The following is a 19,094-nucleotide window of genomic DNA, read 5'->3' on the forward strand; positions in this document are numbered from 1 at the left end:
GCTAGTTTACCTTGATTATTTGTTGCTATCTAAAGCCATAAACGTTTTGATAGTTGGTAAAGGATTACTGTTTGAACTGTCATCGAGCTCATATCCTACAGTGGTTCCAACCGTAATCCTTTTTGTATTTTCAGAATCACTATATAACTGTTTGCTCATTTACTAAATAGGCTTGCCCTTAGATTTCAATGCTTACTGAATCATTGAAATGTTGGGTCACCTTACCAGTGAAAGGGAATGAAACCAATGCATAGATAGTTACACTAAAACTAAGCAAAAATAGTGTCAGTAATGTTTTCATGATTTTTAATATTACCTGAATTGGAAATCGAGTTGGCGCCATGATTGTCTTCCCTCAAATCCAGGACCAGGATTTTCCACAGTTACTTCGATATTGCCTGAAGAACCACTGGTATATTTAAATTCACGCTGCCCCCCTGCTTCACTTGCAATACTTGGTGTTGGAATAATGCCCACATCAGATTTTTTACCACTTGCAGGTACTAAAACTCTGTTTGGATCAGGGTTGCCATCCGCATCTAGCTCGCAATTCGCAATACAAATGAAATCTTCTTCATTAAAAATGCCATCGCCAGTAATATCGAAAGGAGAATAAGATAATCGTGCACCTGTTGCATAATTTAATTCCATTAACCAACCGGAACCACCAGGTAAACATGGGTCAGTGGAAGGCAGTAATGTTGTAAAAATAACTCGCCCATTACGAATAATAGAATTACTAACCTGTCTTTCACCCAGATTGTCAGTGGTGTTCGGGCTCAGCAGGTCAATATACCAACCCAAATCATTAGTCCAATTAATACTGTTATCTGAAGTTACACGATAACTTGTCCCATCCACGGTAACTTCTTGGGTTACTTTTTGTTCCAACAACTTTAACCGATTAAACGGTGTTAACTCATCTTGGCGTTTATCCCATATCGCATAAAAAGTTTGGGTAGTTTGATTTATGGCGCTGTTATCTCCAACCTCAAGATATTTACCGGTCCCAAACAAAACTAAAAATCCATTTGAAGTGGGGTGGCGAACTACTTGAGGGCGGGTTGTGATTGGTTGGATATTGTCTGAGTCACAAGTGTTGCCAAAACAAGCATTAAAGAGTGGTTGTGGGTTACCACCATTTTCATAAGCTACGCGCCAGTCTGAAGGTGAACTACTAGTTAAATCAAACTTCCACATATTGCCAAACAAGTCTCCGGCATAGACATAATCAACAATAAAGTCACCATCAACATCTACTGCTGCAGGTGAGGCTAGGCCATTTGGACGACTTTGACCTGTAGGGTCTTGAGCTGTCCCTACTTCAGTATCAATAGTCTCAATTAACTCACCATCGGATAGGCGTACAATAAATAAAACAGCATTTCCAGTGGAGCTATCAGCAGTATTTCCATCACCATTGTTATCGATGGTATTGTTGTAACCACCACTAAATATGGCTGCCCACTCGCCATTTTGAAGTCTGACGATACTCGGGTCCCCATAAGTAAATCCTAAATCGCGACCATTTTTTTCTTCACTCACATAATATTCATCGGTGAATTCCCACAAGACACGACTGGCAGCTGTTCCTTCGTTTAAAAAATCACTGGGATTTGTAACATCTAAAGCAAATACGCCTTGTCCGCCGCCGCCTAAACCGGATACTAAAATACTACGCCATTGATTGTTGATAAAAGCATCAACCACTGTTGGGCTGCCATCAACATAGTATTTGTGGCCATAATTGGGATTAGTTAGATCGAGCAGGTTGTTATAAACCACTCCTGGTACATAGGCGAACCATTCGGCTCCTGTAACGGCATTAAATGCGTGTAGCATTCCATCATTTGCTCCGACATAGATAAGAGGTTGGCGATTGCTGTTTGTTGCTTTGAACGATGAATAGGGACTAGCATTTTCTGCTGCACCACTTCCCCAATTGTCCGGATAACGTTGGAATGGCGCTGCAACAAAAGCTGGGGCAGAATTAATGATATCGCCAAGCAAGTAATTACGATTTCTTAAGTTTCCACCATTACTTTGCTCGTTACTTTTATTGCCGCGAAGGTAATTCAGGTTGGCTTCTGAAATTAGTAAGGCCTGTTGTTCATTAGAAATACTCGACCAGCGAAATGGACGTCCTTCAGTACCATCAAAGGTCAAAATTCTCCGGTCATTTGCTGCTGGTATGAGATTCCTGGCATCCCATGCAGCTGGTGATGAAAGGTTACCGAAATTTTCATTTCCACTGTCATTAATAATTGGAAAAGCGAGTAACTGTCCAGTCCAGTCACCACTATTAAAACGCGCTTGGAAAACCTTACTATCGGTTGAGATAGATCCTGAGTTCAAAGCAACAGATGAGGCAGAAGAGGTCCTATCAGCGATATTAGAGAGTATCCCGGCTAATTCTGTGGCGAAGGTATCAGGATCTGCTGCACTGAAAAAACCACCTCGAGAGTTTAAAGCTGCGTGTAAAAAGTCATCCTGTCTGGCCGTACATGTTGCACCCGTACAATTTGCATTGGAATAGTCGGGATTACCCCAATTAATGGATGCACTGGTAGCAATGGCGGCAAAAGCATCGTCAGGGTCAATTGAACCCGACACGCCCAAACCAACAGTAAAAGTAACCATATGCTGCCAATACGCAGGATTGATTAAAGTTGTAGGGACTTTATTTTCAAGATCAGTACGTAGATCACGTTTCCAATAATACATAGCAGCATCTGCTAGTGTGCCACTTATATTATCCTGGAATGGATTAATTGGACTGTAACTATAATCTGTGCCATCTGGGTTAGAATTTTCGGTTGAGTTATCCGTTGTTCCATCGTTGTTTTGAGAGGCGTTTCCGGCAGCAGCATTTGTTGTGGTCCCTGATGCTGCACCATCAGACATTAGAATGGTATAACTTTGGCGACAGATAAGATCTTCACCACCTGCCTGTCCAGGGGTAGTACTCCAGGGGCCACGTTCATCTGCACGACTAAAATATTCACCAGCAGCCCCTAAAGCCCGCCTTAATGGTGTTCCAAGTGCTGGAATATCTCGTTGGTAAAGCTGAGTGTAAAAATCTGTGCGGCTACTACCGGTAAATGGACGCACCCCATTGATAATGGTATTGGTGGAAACAGAGTCAACAGAACTTGCACTTTTATTAATAGCGCCATAACCAACCCGCATAGTTTCAGATTGCGTGGCAAATGCACGTCCAATGCCTGCACGGGAAGCAAAAATACGGTTCCGATGATAGCTATACCAATTGGCAAAATTTTGGATTTCCTGCTCGTAAGTGCAAACCCCTCCGGAGCATTCTGTTCTGTTTTCTCGACCATGTCCGCTATATGTTGTGGTTGAAGATCGAATCTCAGTTCGAGTGTAATTTGCTGCAACCCACAACGCGCTATTGGCATCAAGGATTGCAGCATTCAAATCAGCAATAGCTGGTCCCGTATATGTCCAATAGACGGCTGGATAAAAAGTGCGAGATGCATTTGTTGAGCTATTAGTCCGGTTATCCATCCATGGAACAGTTTGTGTGTTATCGGCCGTCAGATTACGTGTACCAAAGCCGGGAAATAGTGGCCGATTGGGCGCTGCCGATGGGGAGGCATTGGGCATTGATGTTCCATTTGCATTTACCCAAGGTAAATAAGTGATTGCCGGATTGTAATAAAGCGTATTCACATAGGATGAGCGAAATGCACGATTCATGATGCTATTTTCAGTAAAAGAGGGCACACGTGTTGCCGCATAATCATCAGAACCATGTAAACCATTAACGCGGGGATAGACCCACATTTGGTAGTTGGTGCAACAAGATTGAGAGAACATATTGGTCAATGCGTCCGGCATTGTTTCAAACTGCATCGAGCCAGAGTCATCCAGAATAAACATAATGTTGGGATTAACATTCCCGCCAAGGTATAAAGGAACATTGCTTAAATTCAATGGTGCAGAGAAAATTGCTGTTGGACTGAGAAGCAATAAAAAAAGAGGTTCAATAAATAAGCTAACTTGTTCATGATTAAAACCTCTTAGCCATAGTGCTTTGCAGCAGGATTCTTGATTGATCACTACCACCCGTACCACGAGCTGTAATTCGATAATATACGCGGCCGGTAGATGGACCGCCGCCAGTGCCAACTACCAGATCGTCGGTGACAAATTGTTGATATTCGATGATGTATCGTGGCGTTGTAATAGTAGTGGCACCTGCATTGGTTTCAAAAGTAATATCTGACGGAGAGGCAATACCATTTGCTGCCCACCAGTCTGCACCACGTTCATGCCACCAGCTTTCAACATTATTAAGTTCTGGATCCATTGATTCTGCAACCCAGATGTTATTAGAGCCGCTATCATTGGGATCGGGTTCGACGGTTAGAGATCCAATCCAGGATTCCGCACTGCGTAAAGCGATTTCAGTAGCTTGGAAGGCTATTTCAACATCCATTGTATTGGCTGCCATTTTTTCTGCCATAGAGCTGGTTCGCATGGCTGCTAGTCCAATCATTGTCATTATTAACAAGATGACTAAACTCACCATCAACGCTGCACCAGTTTGTTTTTTCATCGACTGATTCCTGCTATGAAACACGATTACGTAATGTCACTGTTCGTGTGAATACGCGTCTAAGACGGCGATCACCAGGTGTAACGGTGACCCCCTCCAAGTTATAGGGTTGGGCACCATCTACCGTGAGATTATTTTCCACACTGACCATCACTAAACTAATACGAACACTTACTATGTTGTTCCAGTTGCCAATTTGATCTGCTGTTTGATATGTATCAGCAGCACCATTTCCAGAGGTGTCTACGCCGTATTGAACTTGCATAGACTCAATACCTTCAACAATCTCTACCGGGTCAGTCGTGCCATTTTTGAGATATAAAGAGGGAACATTGGCGTTAGCGCGTGTCCGGATATAAAAACTGTTAGTAGCAATTTTATTAACCCAACCAGCACCAAAGTTATAACCTAACGTTGCCGTAGAATTTCCGGGAGTGTCGGACGTTCCGGTACCTTGTGCATGCTCCAATGTTCCATTGTTTGGGGTCGCTGAAGTTATCTCAAAAATTGCTCCTGCAACACAATCATGAGCTAAGACAATATCTCCAAGAGCAAGTCCATTGCCACTATTAACCGTAATAGCTGCGCTGCCTGGTGCACCAGTAGTAGGATGCGATACCACTCTCAGTTCTGGCGGTTCAATGGTGCGAATAGTCAGAATATCCGACCCACTTGTTGGAGAGGTAATAAGTACATCACGAGTCGGGGTCCATTGGTTCTCCCCAGTCGCTTCATTGCCTTCAATTGGTGTAGTGATATCCCATAGATAATCATTCGGAGTATTCAATATATTATTTATGTTTAGCGCAGAACGTGTTGCACATCCAAGATAGCCTGCGCGTTCAATCGATTGGGTGATCACCTTCATCGCGTAGCGGCCATTTTCCTGCAAGCGGGACTGAGCATCTTGAACACGATATACCTGACGATTATTAACAAATAACTCGATAACACCTGCTACCAAAATTAATCCCAGGACGATGGCAATCATTAACTCGACTAACGATAAGCCTTGTTGTTTTTTTACAGGAGTCATCAAATGGCCCCACTGAGAGTGAAAGTAGAAGTGCCTAAATCGCCGTAATCATCCCCATCGTTCTGGGTTTCGGTCCAGCTAATCGTAATGTCACAAACAAACTCGCTATTCACATTAAATGCCCCACATGCGATTTGTCCTGACCCATTGGGAAGATAGGAAGAAAGGTTTTCAAGCCACTCGACAATGTCAGCATCGGCAATTGTATTGGCACTGCTTGGGGGCTCGTCCCCTATAGCTATGGCATAATTTCCATTCTGAGCCGCTTCTCGGTTTGCCCGCATTCTGTCCAGCATATCTGCTGCCATCATGGCCGATTGTGTACGAAACTCAGCACTTTGATTATGTTTTAGCGAGGTGATTTGTAAGTGGGCCATGCCTAGCAGACCGATGGCCAATACAAATACAGCAACCATGACTTCTAAGAGAGTAAAACCACGTTGAGTTAAGGGCATAAATCCCCCTCAGCAATGCGGGCTCTACCAGTGAGGTTTATAACAATGCTTCGTTGATTAGTGTCCGGAATACACAAAGTAAATGTATCGCTTGGACTGCCGCCTCCTAAACGTCTCACTTCACCTGAAGGTAAAAATGTTAAACCTACTGTAAGCACGCCCCCCGTCCTTAGTGAAATATTGTTGCCTAGCGGTTGCTGCTCCATTAGTAAACAATCCTGACCTTCTATACTGCAATCCTTTTCATCCAAATCACCATCAAAAACACCATCACCATCCCAATCGGTAAAAATACGCCAGCCATCTTCCCAGACACTATTGGTGTTACTGAGCCGACGCATACTCACCCGAACACTACGATTAATGGCTTCGGAACGAGCGACTTGAAGAGATGAAAGGAGGTTGTTGGCTTGAGTGGCTGCACGGTTTTCCCTGATCATGGTGCCAAAGCTTGGAGCGGCGATTGACACTAAGATGACAACCACCACCAATGTGATCATTAACTCTATCAGTGTGAAACCATGATTTGCCGCAAACTTTTTCACTTTGGTGTCGCTCCATATATGATTTCGGTTTTAACGCTAAAAACATTGTGGGTCAAGAACTTATAAGCTTCGGCCACTATCTATTTTTTAAATACGTGAGCCAGTTGGCAAATGTATCGACCACAGCAGGATTTTCTTCAATTGACGCCTCAAAAGTATCGGGATTATAGCAGCTGTAATCCATGGTTTATGCCGAGTGGCAATAGCTTGCCGCTTTGGTTTTTTGAGTTTGCCGTATAACTTGTAACCAATTGATAATTAATGAAAATAATTTATGGCACGCATGATGCTTATGGTAAGTGAAAGTGAATGTTTGTGGTGGAGAAACAGCATGCCAATAAATTTTGATTCAGCCCTGGGAATTCATGCAGATGCATTAAGAATCAGGACTCAGCGTGCAGAAATGCTGGCGACCAACTTGGTGAATGCAGATACGCCAAATTACAAAGCAAAGGATATGGATTTTCAAACGGCATTGCAGATGGCGGCGTCTGGGCAAAAATCTGCCGCTTTAAACACAACTCATCTAAAGCACATTGCCGGTAACGGTGAAAACCCTTTTGAAGCGGCAACGCAGTATCGCACAACACTTCAGGACTCTTTAGATGGCAACACCGTCGATGAGCAAGTAGAACAGGCACAGTTTATGCAAAATGCGATTCAGTATCAGGCTAGCCTGGAGTTTTTAGGCAGTCGCTTTCAAGGTCTGACCAAAGCGATCAAAGGAGAATAAACTGCCATGTCATTATTTAATATTTTCGATATTGCAGGCAGCGGCATGAGCGCGCAGTCACTGCGTCTCAATACTACAGCCAGTAATCTGGCCAATGCGGACAGTGTCAGCAGCAGTGTGAATGAAACTTACCGTACTCGCCAGCCAGTCTTTGCGACGGTTTTGGATGATGCCCAGCAGGGTTTTAAATCCGGATCGGTTCAGGTTTTGGGAATAACAGAAAGTCAGGCCCCAGTTCGTCAGGAATACAATCCTTCACATCCGTTGGCGGATGAAAATGGTTATGTCTATCACTCAAATGTGGATGCCATTGCAGAAATGGCAAATATGATGTCGGCTTCTCGTTCGTATCAGAACAATGTTGAGATTGCCAACACTTCCAAACAATTGCTGCTGCAAACTTTGCAGCTTGGCAAATAACGACAGGGAGTTATTCAAATGGCAATTAATGGTGTAAATGATAACCCGTATGCTTTTCTCAACAGTACGAATAACTCAACTGCGAAGGATGAAGAGAGAGACCCGGGTAAGTTGCAAATGGAGGATTTTATGTCCTTGATGACCACGCAGCTGATGAATCAGGATCCGCTTAAACCAATGGAGAGTGGTGATTTTCTCGGGCAAATAGCTTCCTTCAGCACAGTCAGTGGTATCAGTGATTTGCAGGATTCATTCGCCAGCTTTGCTAAGGCGATGCAATCAGATCAAGCCTTGCAAGGTTCTTCATTGGTTGGCCGTTCAGTGATGGTTCCATCATCAATCGGTGTAATGACTCCTGATTCACCAATGCGTGGACAAATTAACGTCGCAGAGCCGGTTTCAAATTTAGAAATTAAAATTTACAGCGCTAATGGAGAATTAGTCAGAACCATTCCAATGGGGCCAGCGTCGGGCTATACCAACTTTGAGTGGGATGGCTTGAATAACGATGGTGAGGCCTTACCTGAAGGTGTTTACCAGTTTATGGCAACGGGTTCAGTGAATGGGCAAAACACCGCATTTCCTACAGCAGTTGTTGCCAAGGTAGATAGCGTATTAGTTGGCTCAGGCGGTCAAGGATTGACCATCAATCTGGCCGGTATCGGTTCGGTACCGTTTAGTGAAGTTCAAGAAATTATTTAAGGGGTAACATCATGTCATTTAATACAGCATTAACAGGCCTCAATGCCGCCACTGCCGATTTGAATGTGAAGTCAAATAATATTGCCAACATTAATACCATTGGTTTTAAAGGTTCTCGAGCAGAATTCGGTGATGTTTATGCCTTATCAACTTTCGGTAATAGTAATACGGCGATCGGCACTGGTGTTGTATTGAACAATGTTGCCCAGCAATTTAATCAAGGGAATTTAGAAGTCACCAATAATTCTCTTGATCTGGCAATTAGCGGTAATGGTCAGGGCTTTTATGCTTTGTCTCCAGCCCTGGATACGCAGCAAGTTATATATAGTCGGGCCGGTGCATTTAATATCAATCGTGATGGCTATATGACCAATAGCTCTGGCCAATATTTGCTTGGGTTTCCTGTTAATCCTAATGGCAGTGTGTCGTCTACGGCCCTCGGTGGAACAAGCCCTATTCGTTTACCTGCAGCCGCGGGGGTGCCACAAGCGACAACCGAAGTAGATATTGCGGCAAATTTACCGTCAACGGCACCGGGGTTTGATCCGTTAGTCACTGCAATAGATCCAACAGATCCAACTACTTATACCAATTCAACCTCCAGCAATATTTTTGACTCGCTGGGTAATGAAAGTACGCTTACCTACTATTATCAAAAAACGAATGTTGATAATGAATGGCTAGTCGAGGTGTATATCAATGAACCTGTAGGCAGTCAGACGCGTTTAGAGTTTGGTGCTGGTCAGACGAGTAAAACATTAACATTTGATCCTGCTTTGGGTGGTGCTTTGGATGCTGGAGTAACACCAACTGAAACTTACACTTTTTCAGGTTTAAGCAGTGGTGCTGTCGATTTAAATCTTGAGATAAACTTTGCCGGCTCAACCCAAAACTCAGCAGCTTTTACAATTTTAGATACCGACCAAAATGGATTTCCAACTGGCCGACTAACCGGATTGGATATAAATGATGTTGGTTTGGTGCAAGCGCAATACTCAAATGGCCAAACCGTCAATATCGGCAAAATTGTATTAGCTGACTTTCCGAACCCGCAAGGTTTGAAACAAATCGGTAATACTTCCTGGGAAGCCACTTTTGCTTCTGGAGATGTGCGTATTGGTGAAGCGGGAACCGGAAGCTTTGGCCTGATTCAGTCAGGTGCCTTGGAATCATCAAACGTTGATTTGACCAAAGAGTTGGTGGGCTTGATCACAGCGCAACGTAATTTCCAGGCCAACTCAAAAGCCATTGAAACCAATAATGCCATCACCCAAACAATTATCAACTTACGTTAGTTTGTTAATGATTAATGTTGGTTTTGAAAAGTTAAGAGGTTAATTATGGATCGCATGTTGTATATCTCAATGAATGCCGCTCAGCAAACCATGCTGGCGCAAGCGACCAATGCCAATAATCTGGCTAACGTTAACACCACGGGGTTTCGTGCCGATTTAGAACAATTTCGTTCGATGCCGGTGTTTGGTGAAGGTTTACCAACACGTGTGTATTCAATGACCGAACGGCCTGCCACCGATTATCAGCAAGGCAGTGTGCAATCAACTGGCCGAGAACTGGATATTTCTGTTCAAGGCGAAGGCTTTATTGCTGTCATGGGTAAGGATGGTCGGGAAGGTTATACCCGTGCCGGTGATCTGCATGTCACAGAATTTGGTCAATTAGTCACCGGTACCGGTTTACAGGTGATGGGTGAAGGTGGACCAATTGCTATCCCACCTGCTGAAAAAATGGATATCGGTGTTGACGGTACTATTTCTATCCGGCCGATTGGCGGAGCAGAAAATGAATTAGCAATAATTGACCGGATTAAATTGGTTAAGCCTGATCTACAAAATGTCTTTAAAGATAGCGATGGCCTGATGCGTATGGCTGATGGAACTGAAGCACCATTAGACGCTACGGTCAAAGTAGCGTCCGGCACCATCGAAGGCAGCAATGTCAATGCGGTGGGTGCTTTGGTGAATATGATTGAGCTACAACGTAAATATGAGATGCAAGTCAAAATGATGAGCACTGCAGAAGAAAATAGCGCCGCGTCGGCACGCATGTTGCAGATAAATGGTTAGTAACATTGCAACAGCGTTTTTAGGAGAGACAGTATGAATCAGGCATTGTGGATTGCGAAAACCGGACTGGATGCTCAACAAACAAGAATGTCGGTTATTTCAAATAATCTGGCAAACGTAAACACTACCGGTTTTAAACAGGATCGGGCCGTGTTTGAGGATTTGTTGTACCAGACCATCCGCCAGCCAGGCGCGCAAACTACTACGGACAATCAATTACCTTCCGGCCTGATGATTGGTACTGGTGTGCGTACAGTTGCCACTGAAAAACTGCACACCCAAGGTAATATTATCCAAACCAATAATGCATTAGATGTTGCTATTGATGGTCGGGGATTCTTTCAGATCCTGCTTCCAGATGGTGATATTGCCTACACACGCGACGGCAGCTTCCAGATTAACGCCGACGGCGATGTAGTCATGTCGAACGGTTATCTTCTGGATCCAGGTCTGAATATTCCTGATGACGTACAAAGCATTACGATTGGTGTTGATGGAACCGTCAGCGTAACCCAACCAGGCGATAATGAACCGACAGTGATTGGTGAAATTGAGCTGGCAAATTTTGTTAATCCTGCCGGTTTGCAACCTGTAGGGGAAAATTTGTTTAAAGAAACAGGTGCCAGTGGAGTACCTATTGCCGGCACACCTACCCTGGATGGTTTTGGTCGTTTAATCGGTGGTGCTTTAGAGACCTCAAACGTTAATGTAGTCACCGAGCTGATTAACATGATCGAAACCCAGCGGGCTTATGAAATGAATTCCAAAGCCATTTCGACAGCGGATCAAATGTTGCAATACGCTAGTCAAAACCTGTAATCAAATAACACTAACCCCGATAGAACAGCTCATGTTCGTCGGGGTTTTTTTATGGCTATTATTCATCCATCAATTTTCTAAGTTTCGACAAATTCTGGCATGGACTCTGCAAGATAATTTTTGTACACAAGTTTGTCCTGGAGACACGTATGAAATTCATTTACCGACTGCTGACAATTACTTCTCTTGTTTTACTTACCGCATGTGTCAGTAAAGAAGTAAAACGCGATCCTGCCTATGCTGCAGTACGTCCGGTAGCCACCGCTCCTGTGGAACGTAATGATGGCGCCATCTTTGATGTGCGTAACAATATTACGTTGTACGAAGATTACAAAGCCCGCCGGGTAGGTGATATTTTGACGGTGCGTTTGCAGGAGCGAACTGACGCCGAAAAAGAAGCGACTACATCCGTTTCTAAAAGTGGCAGCAACAATATCAACAACCCAACGATTTTTGGCTCAACACCCCAATTCAGCCTGCCAAGTGGCTTACCTCTGGCAAATACGGATAACAATAATTTAGCCTTTGGCACCAGCTCAAATCACAGTTTTGATGGTGAAGGTGAAAGTGAACAAAACAACCGCCTGTCCGGTGATATCAGTGTTTCAGTGGTTGAGGTGTTATCTAACGGCAATATGATTGTCCGAGGTGAGAAGGTTGTCACCATTAATCAGGGTAATGAATATGTGCGTTTAACCGGCATGATCAGTCCTCGCGATATTGATGCTACCAATACCATTTCATCCATTCGTATTGCCGATGCCCAGATTACCTATGTTGGAGATGGAGTTTCTAATGATTCAAACACGATGGGCTGGCTCAGTCGGTTCTTCATCAGTGCGTTAATGCCTTTCTAAGAGGTTAGAGTAATGAAAACAACAATAAATACCTTATTTGCCGCTTTATTAATGTTAATGATGACGGCTACTCAGGCAGTTGAACGAATCAAAGATTTAGCCTCTATCGGCGGTGTGCGTAATAACCAACTTGTCGGATATGGGCTGGTCGTAGGGCTAAGCGGAACCGGTGATAAAACGGCTTTTACCGGCCAGACGTTACGCAGTATGTTGCGTGAGATGGGAGTGACCTTACCGGCAGGAGTGGATCCTAAAAGCAAAAATATAGCGGCAGTTTCTGTCCATGCCGATTTGCCGCCTTTTGCCAAACCCGGGCAAACCATTGATATCACAGTGTCATCACTTGGTGATTCCAAAAGCCTGCGAGGCGGCAGTTTAATCATGACACCACTTAAAGGTGCTGATGGTCAGGTCTATGCGATGGCGCAAGGTAATCTGGTAGTAGGTGGCTTTGGTGCTGAGGCGGGAGATGGATCGCGGGTAACGGTAAACATTCCCAGTGCAGGCCGTATCCCCAACGGTGCGACAGTTGAACGTACTGTGGAAAATGCATTAAATGTCGGTGACTATATTATTTTGAATTTACATCAAGCCGACTTTACTACGGCAAGTCGTTTATCTGATGCGATTAATCAAACCTTGGGTCGTGGCACAGCAAGCTCCATGGATGCTGCATCCGTTAGAGTCAATGCGCCGAGAGATCCGAATCAACGCGTTCCGTTTTTATCGTTAATTGAAAACCTTGAGTTGAACCCAGGAGAGGCGGCAGCCAGGGTGGTCGTAAACTCACGCAGTGGTACGGTCGTTATTGGACAAAATGTTCGTGTCAGTCCAGCGGCTGTAACACACGGCAGCTTGTCGGTAACCATTTCTGCGAATCCGGAAGTGTCTCAACCCAATGCTTTTTCAGCAGGTGAAACCGTCATTACACCTAACTACAATATCGAAATCACCGAAGAAAATAGCCGAATGTTTGTATTCAATCCTGGTGTTTCTCTGGATGAAATTGTCCGTGCGGTGAATCAGGTAGGTGCTGCTCCAGGCGATTTGGTCGCTATTCTGGAAGCATTAAAACAAGCCGGTGCTTTACGCGCTGAGCTGGTCATAATTTAAGTAAATTGATTAAGCCATGACTATCCCTGCAGATATTCAGCAAAACGCCACGGATTTTCATGGGCTTAATCAACTGCGTCAGTCGGCATTAAATTCTGACAATGATGCGGCAACAATGCGGCAGGTTGCTGCTCAATTCGAATCCTTATTCACCACGATGATGTTGAAAAGCATGCGTCAGGCCAGTCTTGCTGAAGGCATATTTGATTCTAATCACAGCAAAACCTATCGCGATATGGCCGACCAGCAGCTGGCAATGGATTTATCCAAACGTGGCGGGCTGGGCTTGCAGGATGTGATCCTCCGGCAGTTGGGAGGCGAGGTCCGTTCAGATATTCCAACTGGCGGTGAAACCTTTAGTTTTGATACGGTCACAGTGCGTCAAGACTTGCGGCGCATGGTCAAAGAGATCCATGAAAAGGCTGACAAGGTTAATGAAGACAGTATTGATGAAGTTGCCGCCAGCACGCAAATGAAGGTTATGCCGCAGCGGTTTAAGTCACCGGAAGATTTTGTTGAAAAATTATGGCCGCTAGCTCAGAAAGCGGCAGAAAGATTGGGTACTTCAGCAGATGTCATTTTGTCACAAGCGGCGTTGGAAACGGGCTGGGGCCGATATGTGCTCAAAGATAATGAAGGGCAATCAAGCTTTAATTTATTCAATATTAAAGCCGACAGCCGCTGGGATGGTGATTTTGTCGCGAAAAATGCGTTGGAATATCGCAATGGCAAACCGGTTACCGAACAATCCCGATTCCGTTCATATGATGACTATCAGCAATCATTTGATGATTATGTCAGCTTCTTGCAGTCTCAGCCGCGTTATCAGGAAGCATTAAAACATGTCGCCAGACCGGAAAGATTTGTCGAAAAACTGCATGAAGCTGGCTATGCCACCGATCCGCAATATGCCAATAAAATCAAACGCATCATGAATGGCGACACACTGGCACAGATTTCGCATAAATATATTCAGAATCTGGGGTATTAACCCAGCAAAAGCTCGCAGAGGATGATCTAAATGAGCATGCTGAATATTGGTAGTTCCGCTTTATTAGCCGCCCAAACGGCACTGGCCACCACCAGTCATAACATCAGTAATGTGAATACTGCTGGGTATTCACGACAGCGCACTGATCAAGGCACCCAACCTGCCAATTTTGAAGGCGGATATTACATTGGCAACGGTGTTGGAATCACTGGTGTTGATCGTATTTTCAATCAGTTTTTGATCAATCAGATTCGAACTTACACTTCGGCAGAATCTCAGCAAGACGGTTTTTTGACATTTTCCAAACAGGTTGATGATTTATTGGGCACTTCCTCATTAAGCATCAATGGTGGTCTGGAAGCATTTTTTAACTCTGTTCAAGAAGTTGCCAACGATCCGACTTCCATTGCTGCCCGGCAAGTAATGTTAACGCAAGGGGAATTGCTGGCGAATCGTTTTAACACGATGAATAGTCAATTAAGCGAACTAGATCGACAAATTGATAACACTATCTCAGTATCCATTAATGATATTAATGTGTTGTCTCAAGGCATTGTGGATTTAAATAAGTCTATATCGGAATCTCTGGCTGCAGGCTATCAACCCAATGATTTACTCGATAAACGCGATAAATTAATCAACGATCTTTCTGAACTGGTTTCAGTCAATGTGGTTGAGCAGGCTAATGGTTCAGTCAATGTGTTTATCGGTAATGGGCAAGGTCTGGTGGTTGGCAATACGCGGACTGTGCTTTCCGCCATTCCTGATAACAGCACAAATCCTCCACGAACCGCAATTGGTTTTGGCTCTTCACAGATAAATGTCACCCAACAAATTACCGGTGGTGAAATCGGTGGAGCTTTGCTTGCTCGTACCAGTATCGTGGATACAACCCGTGCCGAACTAGATGTGCTGGCTGAAGCTGTTGTTACAGCATTCAATGATGTGCATGACAATGGTATTGATCTGAACGGCAATGCCGGTGTTGATTTCTTTGATGCTGCAGGAATTACGGCAGGCACGATGCGGATGGCTATCACCGATACCAGATTAATCGCGGCTTCATCGACGACCAATTCCGGTGTCGGTAATAATGAAAATGCCTTGGCAATGGCCGCTCTGCAAACAGACAAAACCACTGTGGTGTTGGATCCCGGCCCACCGGTTATTTCTCGCTCGTTTAATGAACAATATGGTTCCATTGTTTCTCAAGTCGCGACAAGAACAAATCAAGCGTCTGTAACCCAGCAAACACAGGCAGGATTGGTCAGTCAAATTCGTCAACGTGCTGAGAGTGTTTCAGGTGTCAACCTGGATGAAGAAGCTGCTAATCTGATCAAGTTTCAACAAGCCTATCAGGCTGCCTCACAGATCATTACCGTTTCTAATACGGTATTTAATTCATTACTTAATGCTTTATAGGAGATGGACTAATGCGGATCTCCACTAATTACATTACACAGCAAAGCCTGGAAGCGATGTTGCGGCAACAAAATGAACTTGCGAAAACGCAATTACAGGTTTCAACAACTAAACGAATTCTAACCCCATCGGATGATCCAATCGGTGCCGTTAAAATGCTGGATTTGCAACGTCAAATCGGTCTTGCCAAGCAGTATCAGGACAATGCGGATGTTGCAGAGAGTCGTCTTAGCACCACTGATGGGGTCCTCAAAAGTGCCGGTGATATTATGCAGCGGATCCGTGAGTTGGCTGTGCAAGGGCTGAACGATACCAATAGTGATAACGCACGACAAGGTATTGCCGAAGAAATTAATCAGTTGAACAGCTCTTTGGTTGCCTTGGTGAATAGTACTGATGCCAATGGCGAATATTTTTTCTCGGGTTATCAATCCGATGTACAGCCATTTGACACAACAACTTTTGCATACAACGGTGATGGCGGACAGCGCCAATTGCGTGTCAGCGATGGCTATCTGGTCGAAATTAATGAACCCGGTAATACTTTGTTTGTCACCCAAACGGTCGCTGGGCCCAATCAAGCCATCTTTCAAACCATTCAGAATTTCAGTAATTCATTATCTACCGGTACGGTCGGAACGCCACCGAACAATGGCGATTTTCTGGCAAATATGGATTACGCTATGGATGCCTCTCTAGAAGCACGAACGCGAATTGGTACACGCCAAAATGCTATTACCATGCAACAGGATATCAATGAAAGTTCTAAGTTCAGCTTAGAGACTACTCTTACTCAGATTGAAGGTTTGGATATGGCTGAAGCAATCAGCCGTTTAAATCTGCAATCGGTAGGACTTCAAGCGGCACAGCAGGTATATGTTAAAGTTCAGGGATTGTCGTTGTTTAACTATTTGTGAAACACTTTAGGCCCAACTTAATCACATTGGACCATCTATGAAAGCAGTCATTCTTGCCGGCGGTTTGGGCACCAGAATCAGTGAAGAGTCACACCTAAAGCCCAAGCCAATGATTACGATAGGTGGAAAACCCATTATTTGGCATATCATGAAGCAGTACTCTCACTATGGAGTCAATGACTTTATTATCTGTCTTGGCTACAAAGGCTATGTAGTAAAAGAATATTTCGCCAATTACTTTCTGCATATGTCAGATGTCACTTTTGATATGGCAAATAACGAAATGCAAGTTCATGAAAAGCATGTTGAGCCATGGAAAGTCACTCTGATTGAAACGGGAGAAGACACTCAAACAGGTGGACGATTGCAGAAAGTAAGAGAGTATATTGGGAATGAGACATTCTGCTTTACTTATGGTGATGGTGTATCTGACATTAATATTCAGAAACTGATTGAGTTTCACCAAGCGCATGGAAAATTAGCTACAGTCACTGCCATCCAACCGCCAGGGCGATACGGCGCACTTAATCTAAATAGTGAGAGTGTCGAACAGTTTCAAGAAAAACCAGCAGGTGATGGCTCATGGATCAATGGTGGTTTTTTTGTGTTGGAACCACAAGTCATAGACTTTATTGATGGACCTAACACAGCATGGGAAGAAACCCCGCTAAAAAAACTGGCAGACCAGCAGGCTTTAATGGCCTATCGTCATACAGGGTTTTGGAAAGCAATGGATACGCTACGAGATAAAGTCAACTTAGAAAATCTATGGCAGACAACAGCTCCCTGGAAGGTTTGGGAGTAATGTTTGCTGATATTTATCGAGATAAAAAAGTATTAGTTACCGGACATACTGGTTTTAAAGGAAGCTGGCTGGCATTTTGGTTATCTCAGATGGGGGCAAAAGTTTATGGCTTAGCTTTGGAGCCAGATACAGACCCCAATCATTGGTCTTTATTAAATCTCGATATACAGCAAAAAATCATTGATATTCGTGATTATCAAACTTTAACGGAAGTTATTTCCGTCTGGCAGCCCGACATGGTTTTTCATTTAGCTGCCCAACCCATTGTCAGACTTTCATATATTGAGCCTCGCGAAACTTGGTCAACGAATGTAATGGGAACGGTTAACCTGTTAGAAGCTTGCCGACACATAACATCTGTTAAGTCCATTGTGGTTATCACCAGTGATAAGTGCTATGAGAACCATGAAAAAAAGGAAGGTTACACGGAAGCTGATCGTCTGGGTGGTCATGATCCCTACAGTGCTTCCAAAGCAGCTACAGAACTGGTAGTTGATAGTTACCGAAAATCTTATTTTGAGCAGCAAGATGTTTTATTAGCCACTGCCCGAGCAGGGAATGTTATTGGAGGAGGAGACTGGTCAGTCGATCGATTGATCCCTGATGCTGTCAGAAGTGTCATGACAAATATGCCACTAGAAGTTCGTTCTCCCCAATCCTCAAGACCTTGGCAACATGTTTTGGATTCATTGAGTGGTTACCTGTTATTGGGGCAAAAGTTATTGGAGAGGCAGGTCGCTTATGCACAAGCCTGGAATTTTGGTCCTGACTCCGAGCAATTTGCCACCGTGAGCGATGTGTTGGAATCCATCCATGCACATTGGCCAGCGTTTTCTTGGCATATTTCAGATGATGCCTCACTACATGAGACGATCTGCCTTGGTATTAATAGTGATAAAGCACGTAAACAATTAGCTTGGAAATCAGTGTGGGACTTGAATCAAGCCACTGAAAATACAGCCCTTTGGTATAAAAAATTTGTAGAAGAGGCCCGGGTCGATACGGCAATACAATGGCAACACTATGTCGATGATGCCAGCAAGTCAGGGGTCAGCTGGTTATGACCATGCAATTGACATCGCTGGACATTCCAGATGCTTTCGTTATTAAACAGACTTCGTTTGCAGATGAGCGAGGCCAGTTTTCCAGATTGTTTTGTCAGAAAACACTGGCTCCTATTCTTGCAAAACGTGAAGTCAAGCAAGTGAACTTCAGCCGAACTACTACTAAGGGTACTGTTCGAGGCTTACATTACCAACGCTTTCCTGATGCGGAAATGAAATTTATCCGCTGCGTTAAGGGGGCAGTGTGGGATGTCTTGTTGGATTTGCGCCCTGAGTCGCCGACCTTCCTACAATGGCATGCAGAAGAATTGAGCCAGGAAAACAACACGATGATAGTTATCCCGGAAGGTTGTGCTCATGGTTTTCAGGCTTTAGAGGCGGAAAGTGAGTTAATTTACTTTCACACTGCGTTTTATTCTGCAGAAGTTGAAGGTGGAGTTCATGTTCAGGATCCTGAGTTGGCTATTGATTGGCCATTACCGGTAGATAACTTATCGGTAAGAGATTCCTTACTGCCAACAGTGGAAGAGTGGTTGAAGGATTAATCTT

The 19,094-nt window shown here is 44.1% G+C and carries 19 protein-coding genes; 14 read left to right on the forward strand and 5 right to left on the reverse strand.

Annotated elements, in window-relative coordinates; all coding sequences use genetic code 11:
- Positions 1–312: 312 nt before the first annotated feature.
- Genes A9E74_RS10935 through A9E74_RS14800 form a run of 5 tightly spaced genes read right to left on the reverse strand, consistent with a single transcriptional unit; the run spans position 313 to position 6,618 of the window.
- The gene (locus A9E74_RS10935; protein WP_245652147.1) at positions 313–4,083 is read right to left on the reverse strand and encodes a pilus assembly protein; all 3,771 of its coding nucleotides are present in this window, start codon (positions 4,081–4,083) and stop codon (positions 313–315) included.
- Positions 4,034–4,582, reverse strand: coding sequence for a pilus assembly PilX family protein (locus A9E74_RS10940; RefSeq protein ID WP_069296659.1), 549 nt, complete (start codon positions 4,580–4,582; stop codon positions 4,034–4,036). The genes A9E74_RS10935 and A9E74_RS10940 overlap by 50 nt, the downstream gene beginning before the upstream one ends.
- Before the next feature lie 13 nt (positions 4,583–4,595).
- Entirely contained in the window at positions 4,596–5,618 is a 1,023-nt protein-coding gene (locus tag A9E74_RS10945; RefSeq protein ID WP_069296660.1) for a PilW family protein, read from the reverse strand.
- A complete protein-coding gene (pilV, locus tag A9E74_RS10950; protein ID WP_069296661.1) occupies positions 5,618–6,073 on the reverse strand; it encodes a type IV pilus modification protein PilV in 456 nt (151 codons plus the stop codon). Before pilV ends, A9E74_RS10945 begins: the two co-directional genes overlap by 1 nt.
- On the reverse strand, positions 6,064–6,618 hold the full coding sequence (locus tag A9E74_RS14800; protein WP_084003052.1) for a GspH/FimT family pseudopilin: 555 nt from the start codon (positions 6,616–6,618) through the stop codon (positions 6,064–6,066). Before A9E74_RS14800 ends, pilV begins: the two co-directional genes overlap by 10 nt.
- Before the next feature lie 331 nt (positions 6,619–6,949).
- Here A9E74_RS14800 and flgB point away from each other — a divergent pair, with 331 nt between their 5' ends.
- The 14 genes from flgB (at position 6,950) to A9E74_RS11025 (ending at position 19,090) form a co-directional block, all read left to right on the forward strand.
- Complete coding sequence (flgB, locus tag A9E74_RS10960) at positions 6,950–7,351, forward strand: flagellar basal body rod protein FlgB (RefSeq protein ID WP_069296662.1); 402 nt, start codon at positions 6,950–6,952, stop codon at positions 7,349–7,351.
- A 6-nt stretch (positions 7,352–7,357) separates the two neighbouring features.
- Positions 7,358–7,771, forward strand: a complete 414-nt coding sequence (gene flgC, locus A9E74_RS10965; RefSeq protein ID WP_069296663.1) for a flagellar basal body rod protein FlgC — start codon at positions 7,358–7,360, stop codon at positions 7,769–7,771.
- 18 nt (positions 7,772–7,789) lie between these two features.
- Positions 7,790–8,473: a flagellar hook assembly protein FlgD gene (locus A9E74_RS10970; protein ID WP_069296664.1), complete on the forward strand. Its 684-nt coding sequence runs from the start codon at positions 7,790–7,792 to the stop codon at positions 8,471–8,473.
- An 11-nt stretch (positions 8,474–8,484) separates the two neighbouring features.
- Positions 8,485–9,768, forward strand: coding sequence for a flagellar hook protein FlgE (gene flgE / locus A9E74_RS10975; RefSeq protein WP_069296665.1), 1,284 nt, complete (start codon positions 8,485–8,487; stop codon positions 9,766–9,768).
- Between the two features lie 45 nt (positions 9,769–9,813).
- A complete protein-coding gene (gene flgF / locus A9E74_RS10980) occupies positions 9,814–10,557 on the forward strand; it encodes a flagellar basal-body rod protein FlgF (protein WP_069296666.1) in 744 nt (247 codons plus the stop codon).
- A gap of 33 nt (positions 10,558–10,590) precedes the next feature.
- On the forward strand, positions 10,591–11,376 hold the full coding sequence (gene flgG, locus A9E74_RS10985; RefSeq protein WP_069296667.1) for a flagellar basal-body rod protein FlgG: 786 nt from the start codon (positions 10,591–10,593) through the stop codon (positions 11,374–11,376).
- A 149-nt stretch (positions 11,377–11,525) separates the two neighbouring features.
- On the forward strand, positions 11,526–12,233 hold the full coding sequence (gene flgH, locus A9E74_RS10990) for a flagellar basal body L-ring protein FlgH (protein WP_069296668.1): 708 nt from the start codon (positions 11,526–11,528) through the stop codon (positions 12,231–12,233).
- Between the two features lie 12 nt (positions 12,234–12,245).
- Positions 12,246–13,346: a flagellar basal body P-ring protein FlgI gene (locus tag A9E74_RS10995; RefSeq protein WP_069296669.1), complete on the forward strand. Its 1,101-nt coding sequence runs from the start codon at positions 12,246–12,248 to the stop codon at positions 13,344–13,346.
- Between the two features lie 16 nt (positions 13,347–13,362).
- The gene (flgJ, locus tag A9E74_RS11000) at positions 13,363–14,337 is read left to right on the forward strand and encodes a flagellar assembly peptidoglycan hydrolase FlgJ (protein WP_069296670.1); all 975 of its coding nucleotides are present in this window, start codon (positions 13,363–13,365) and stop codon (positions 14,335–14,337) included.
- Positions 14,338–14,367: 30 nt separating this feature from the next.
- The gene (gene flgK / locus A9E74_RS11005) at positions 14,368–15,759 is read left to right on the forward strand and encodes a flagellar hook-associated protein FlgK (RefSeq protein ID WP_069296671.1); all 1,392 of its coding nucleotides are present in this window, start codon (positions 14,368–14,370) and stop codon (positions 15,757–15,759) included.
- Positions 15,760–15,770: 11 nt separating this feature from the next.
- Positions 15,771–16,676 carry a flagellar hook-associated protein FlgL gene (flgL, locus tag A9E74_RS11010; protein WP_069296672.1) on the forward strand — a complete coding sequence of 302 codons (906 nt, stop codon included), beginning with the start codon at positions 15,771–15,773 and terminating at the stop codon, positions 16,674–16,676.
- A 37-nt stretch (positions 16,677–16,713) separates the two neighbouring features.
- Positions 16,714–17,481 carry a glucose-1-phosphate cytidylyltransferase gene (rfbF, locus tag A9E74_RS11015; protein WP_069296673.1) on the forward strand — a complete coding sequence of 256 codons (768 nt, stop codon included), beginning with the start codon at positions 16,714–16,716 and terminating at the stop codon, positions 17,479–17,481.
- Entirely contained in the window at positions 17,445–18,545 is a 1,101-nt protein-coding gene (gene rfbG / locus A9E74_RS11020) for a CDP-glucose 4,6-dehydratase (protein ID WP_084003053.1), read from the forward strand. The genes rfbF and rfbG overlap by 37 nt, the downstream gene beginning before the upstream one ends.
- 2 nt (positions 18,546–18,547) lie before the next feature.
- Positions 18,548–19,090, forward strand: coding sequence for a dTDP-4-dehydrorhamnose 3,5-epimerase family protein (locus A9E74_RS11025; RefSeq protein ID WP_069296683.1), 543 nt, complete (start codon positions 18,548–18,550; stop codon positions 19,088–19,090).
- Positions 19,091–19,094: the final 4 nt, after the last annotated feature.

The sequence above is a fragment of the Methylophaga muralis genome (assembly GCF_001720165.1).
Taxonomy (GTDB): Bacteria; Pseudomonadota; Gammaproteobacteria; order Nitrosococcales; family Methylophagaceae; genus Methylophaga; species Methylophaga muralis.

Bases quoted from the DNA above. Each gene is read 5' to 3' on its own strand.
- A9E74_RS10940 (WP_069296659.1), bottom strand. From the start codon at position 4,582: ATGAAAAAACAAACTGGTGCAGCGTTGATGGTGAGTTTAGTCATCTTG.
- A9E74_RS10945 (WP_069296660.1), bottom strand. From the start codon at position 5,618: ATGACTCCTGTAAAAAAACAACAAGGCTTATCGTTAGTCGAGTTAATG.
- pilV (WP_069296661.1), bottom strand. From the start codon at position 6,073: ATGCCCTTAACTCAACGTGGTTTTACTCTCTTAGAAGTCATGGTTGCT.
- flgB (WP_069296662.1), top strand. From the start codon at position 6,950: ATGCCAATAAATTTTGATTCAGCCCTGGGAATTCATGCAGATGCATTA.
- flgC (WP_069296663.1), top strand. From the start codon at position 7,358: ATGTCATTATTTAATATTTTCGATATTGCAGGCAGCGGCATGAGCGCG.
- A9E74_RS10970 (WP_069296664.1), top strand. From the start codon at position 7,790: ATGGCAATTAATGGTGTAAATGATAACCCGTATGCTTTTCTCAACAGT.
- flgE (WP_069296665.1), top strand. From the start codon at position 8,485: ATGTCATTTAATACAGCATTAACAGGCCTCAATGCCGCCACTGCCGAT.
- flgF (WP_069296666.1), top strand. From the start codon at position 9,814: ATGGATCGCATGTTGTATATCTCAATGAATGCCGCTCAGCAAACCATG.
- flgG (WP_069296667.1), top strand. From the start codon at position 10,591: ATGAATCAGGCATTGTGGATTGCGAAAACCGGACTGGATGCTCAACAA.
- flgH (WP_069296668.1), top strand. From the start codon at position 11,526: ATGAAATTCATTTACCGACTGCTGACAATTACTTCTCTTGTTTTACTT.
- A9E74_RS10995 (WP_069296669.1), top strand. From the start codon at position 12,246: ATGAAAACAACAATAAATACCTTATTTGCCGCTTTATTAATGTTAATG.
- flgJ (WP_069296670.1), top strand. From the start codon at position 13,363: ATGACTATCCCTGCAGATATTCAGCAAAACGCCACGGATTTTCATGGG.
- flgK (WP_069296671.1), top strand. From the start codon at position 14,368: ATGAGCATGCTGAATATTGGTAGTTCCGCTTTATTAGCCGCCCAAACG.
- flgL (WP_069296672.1), top strand. From the start codon at position 15,771: ATGCGGATCTCCACTAATTACATTACACAGCAAAGCCTGGAAGCGATG.
- rfbF (WP_069296673.1), top strand. From the start codon at position 16,714: ATGAAAGCAGTCATTCTTGCCGGCGGTTTGGGCACCAGAATCAGTGAA.
- rfbG (WP_084003053.1), top strand. From the start codon at position 17,445: ATGGCAGACAACAGCTCCCTGGAAGGTTTGGGAGTAATGTTTGCTGAT.
- A9E74_RS11025 (WP_069296683.1), top strand. From the start codon at position 18,548: ATGCAATTGACATCGCTGGACATTCCAGATGCTTTCGTTATTAAACAG.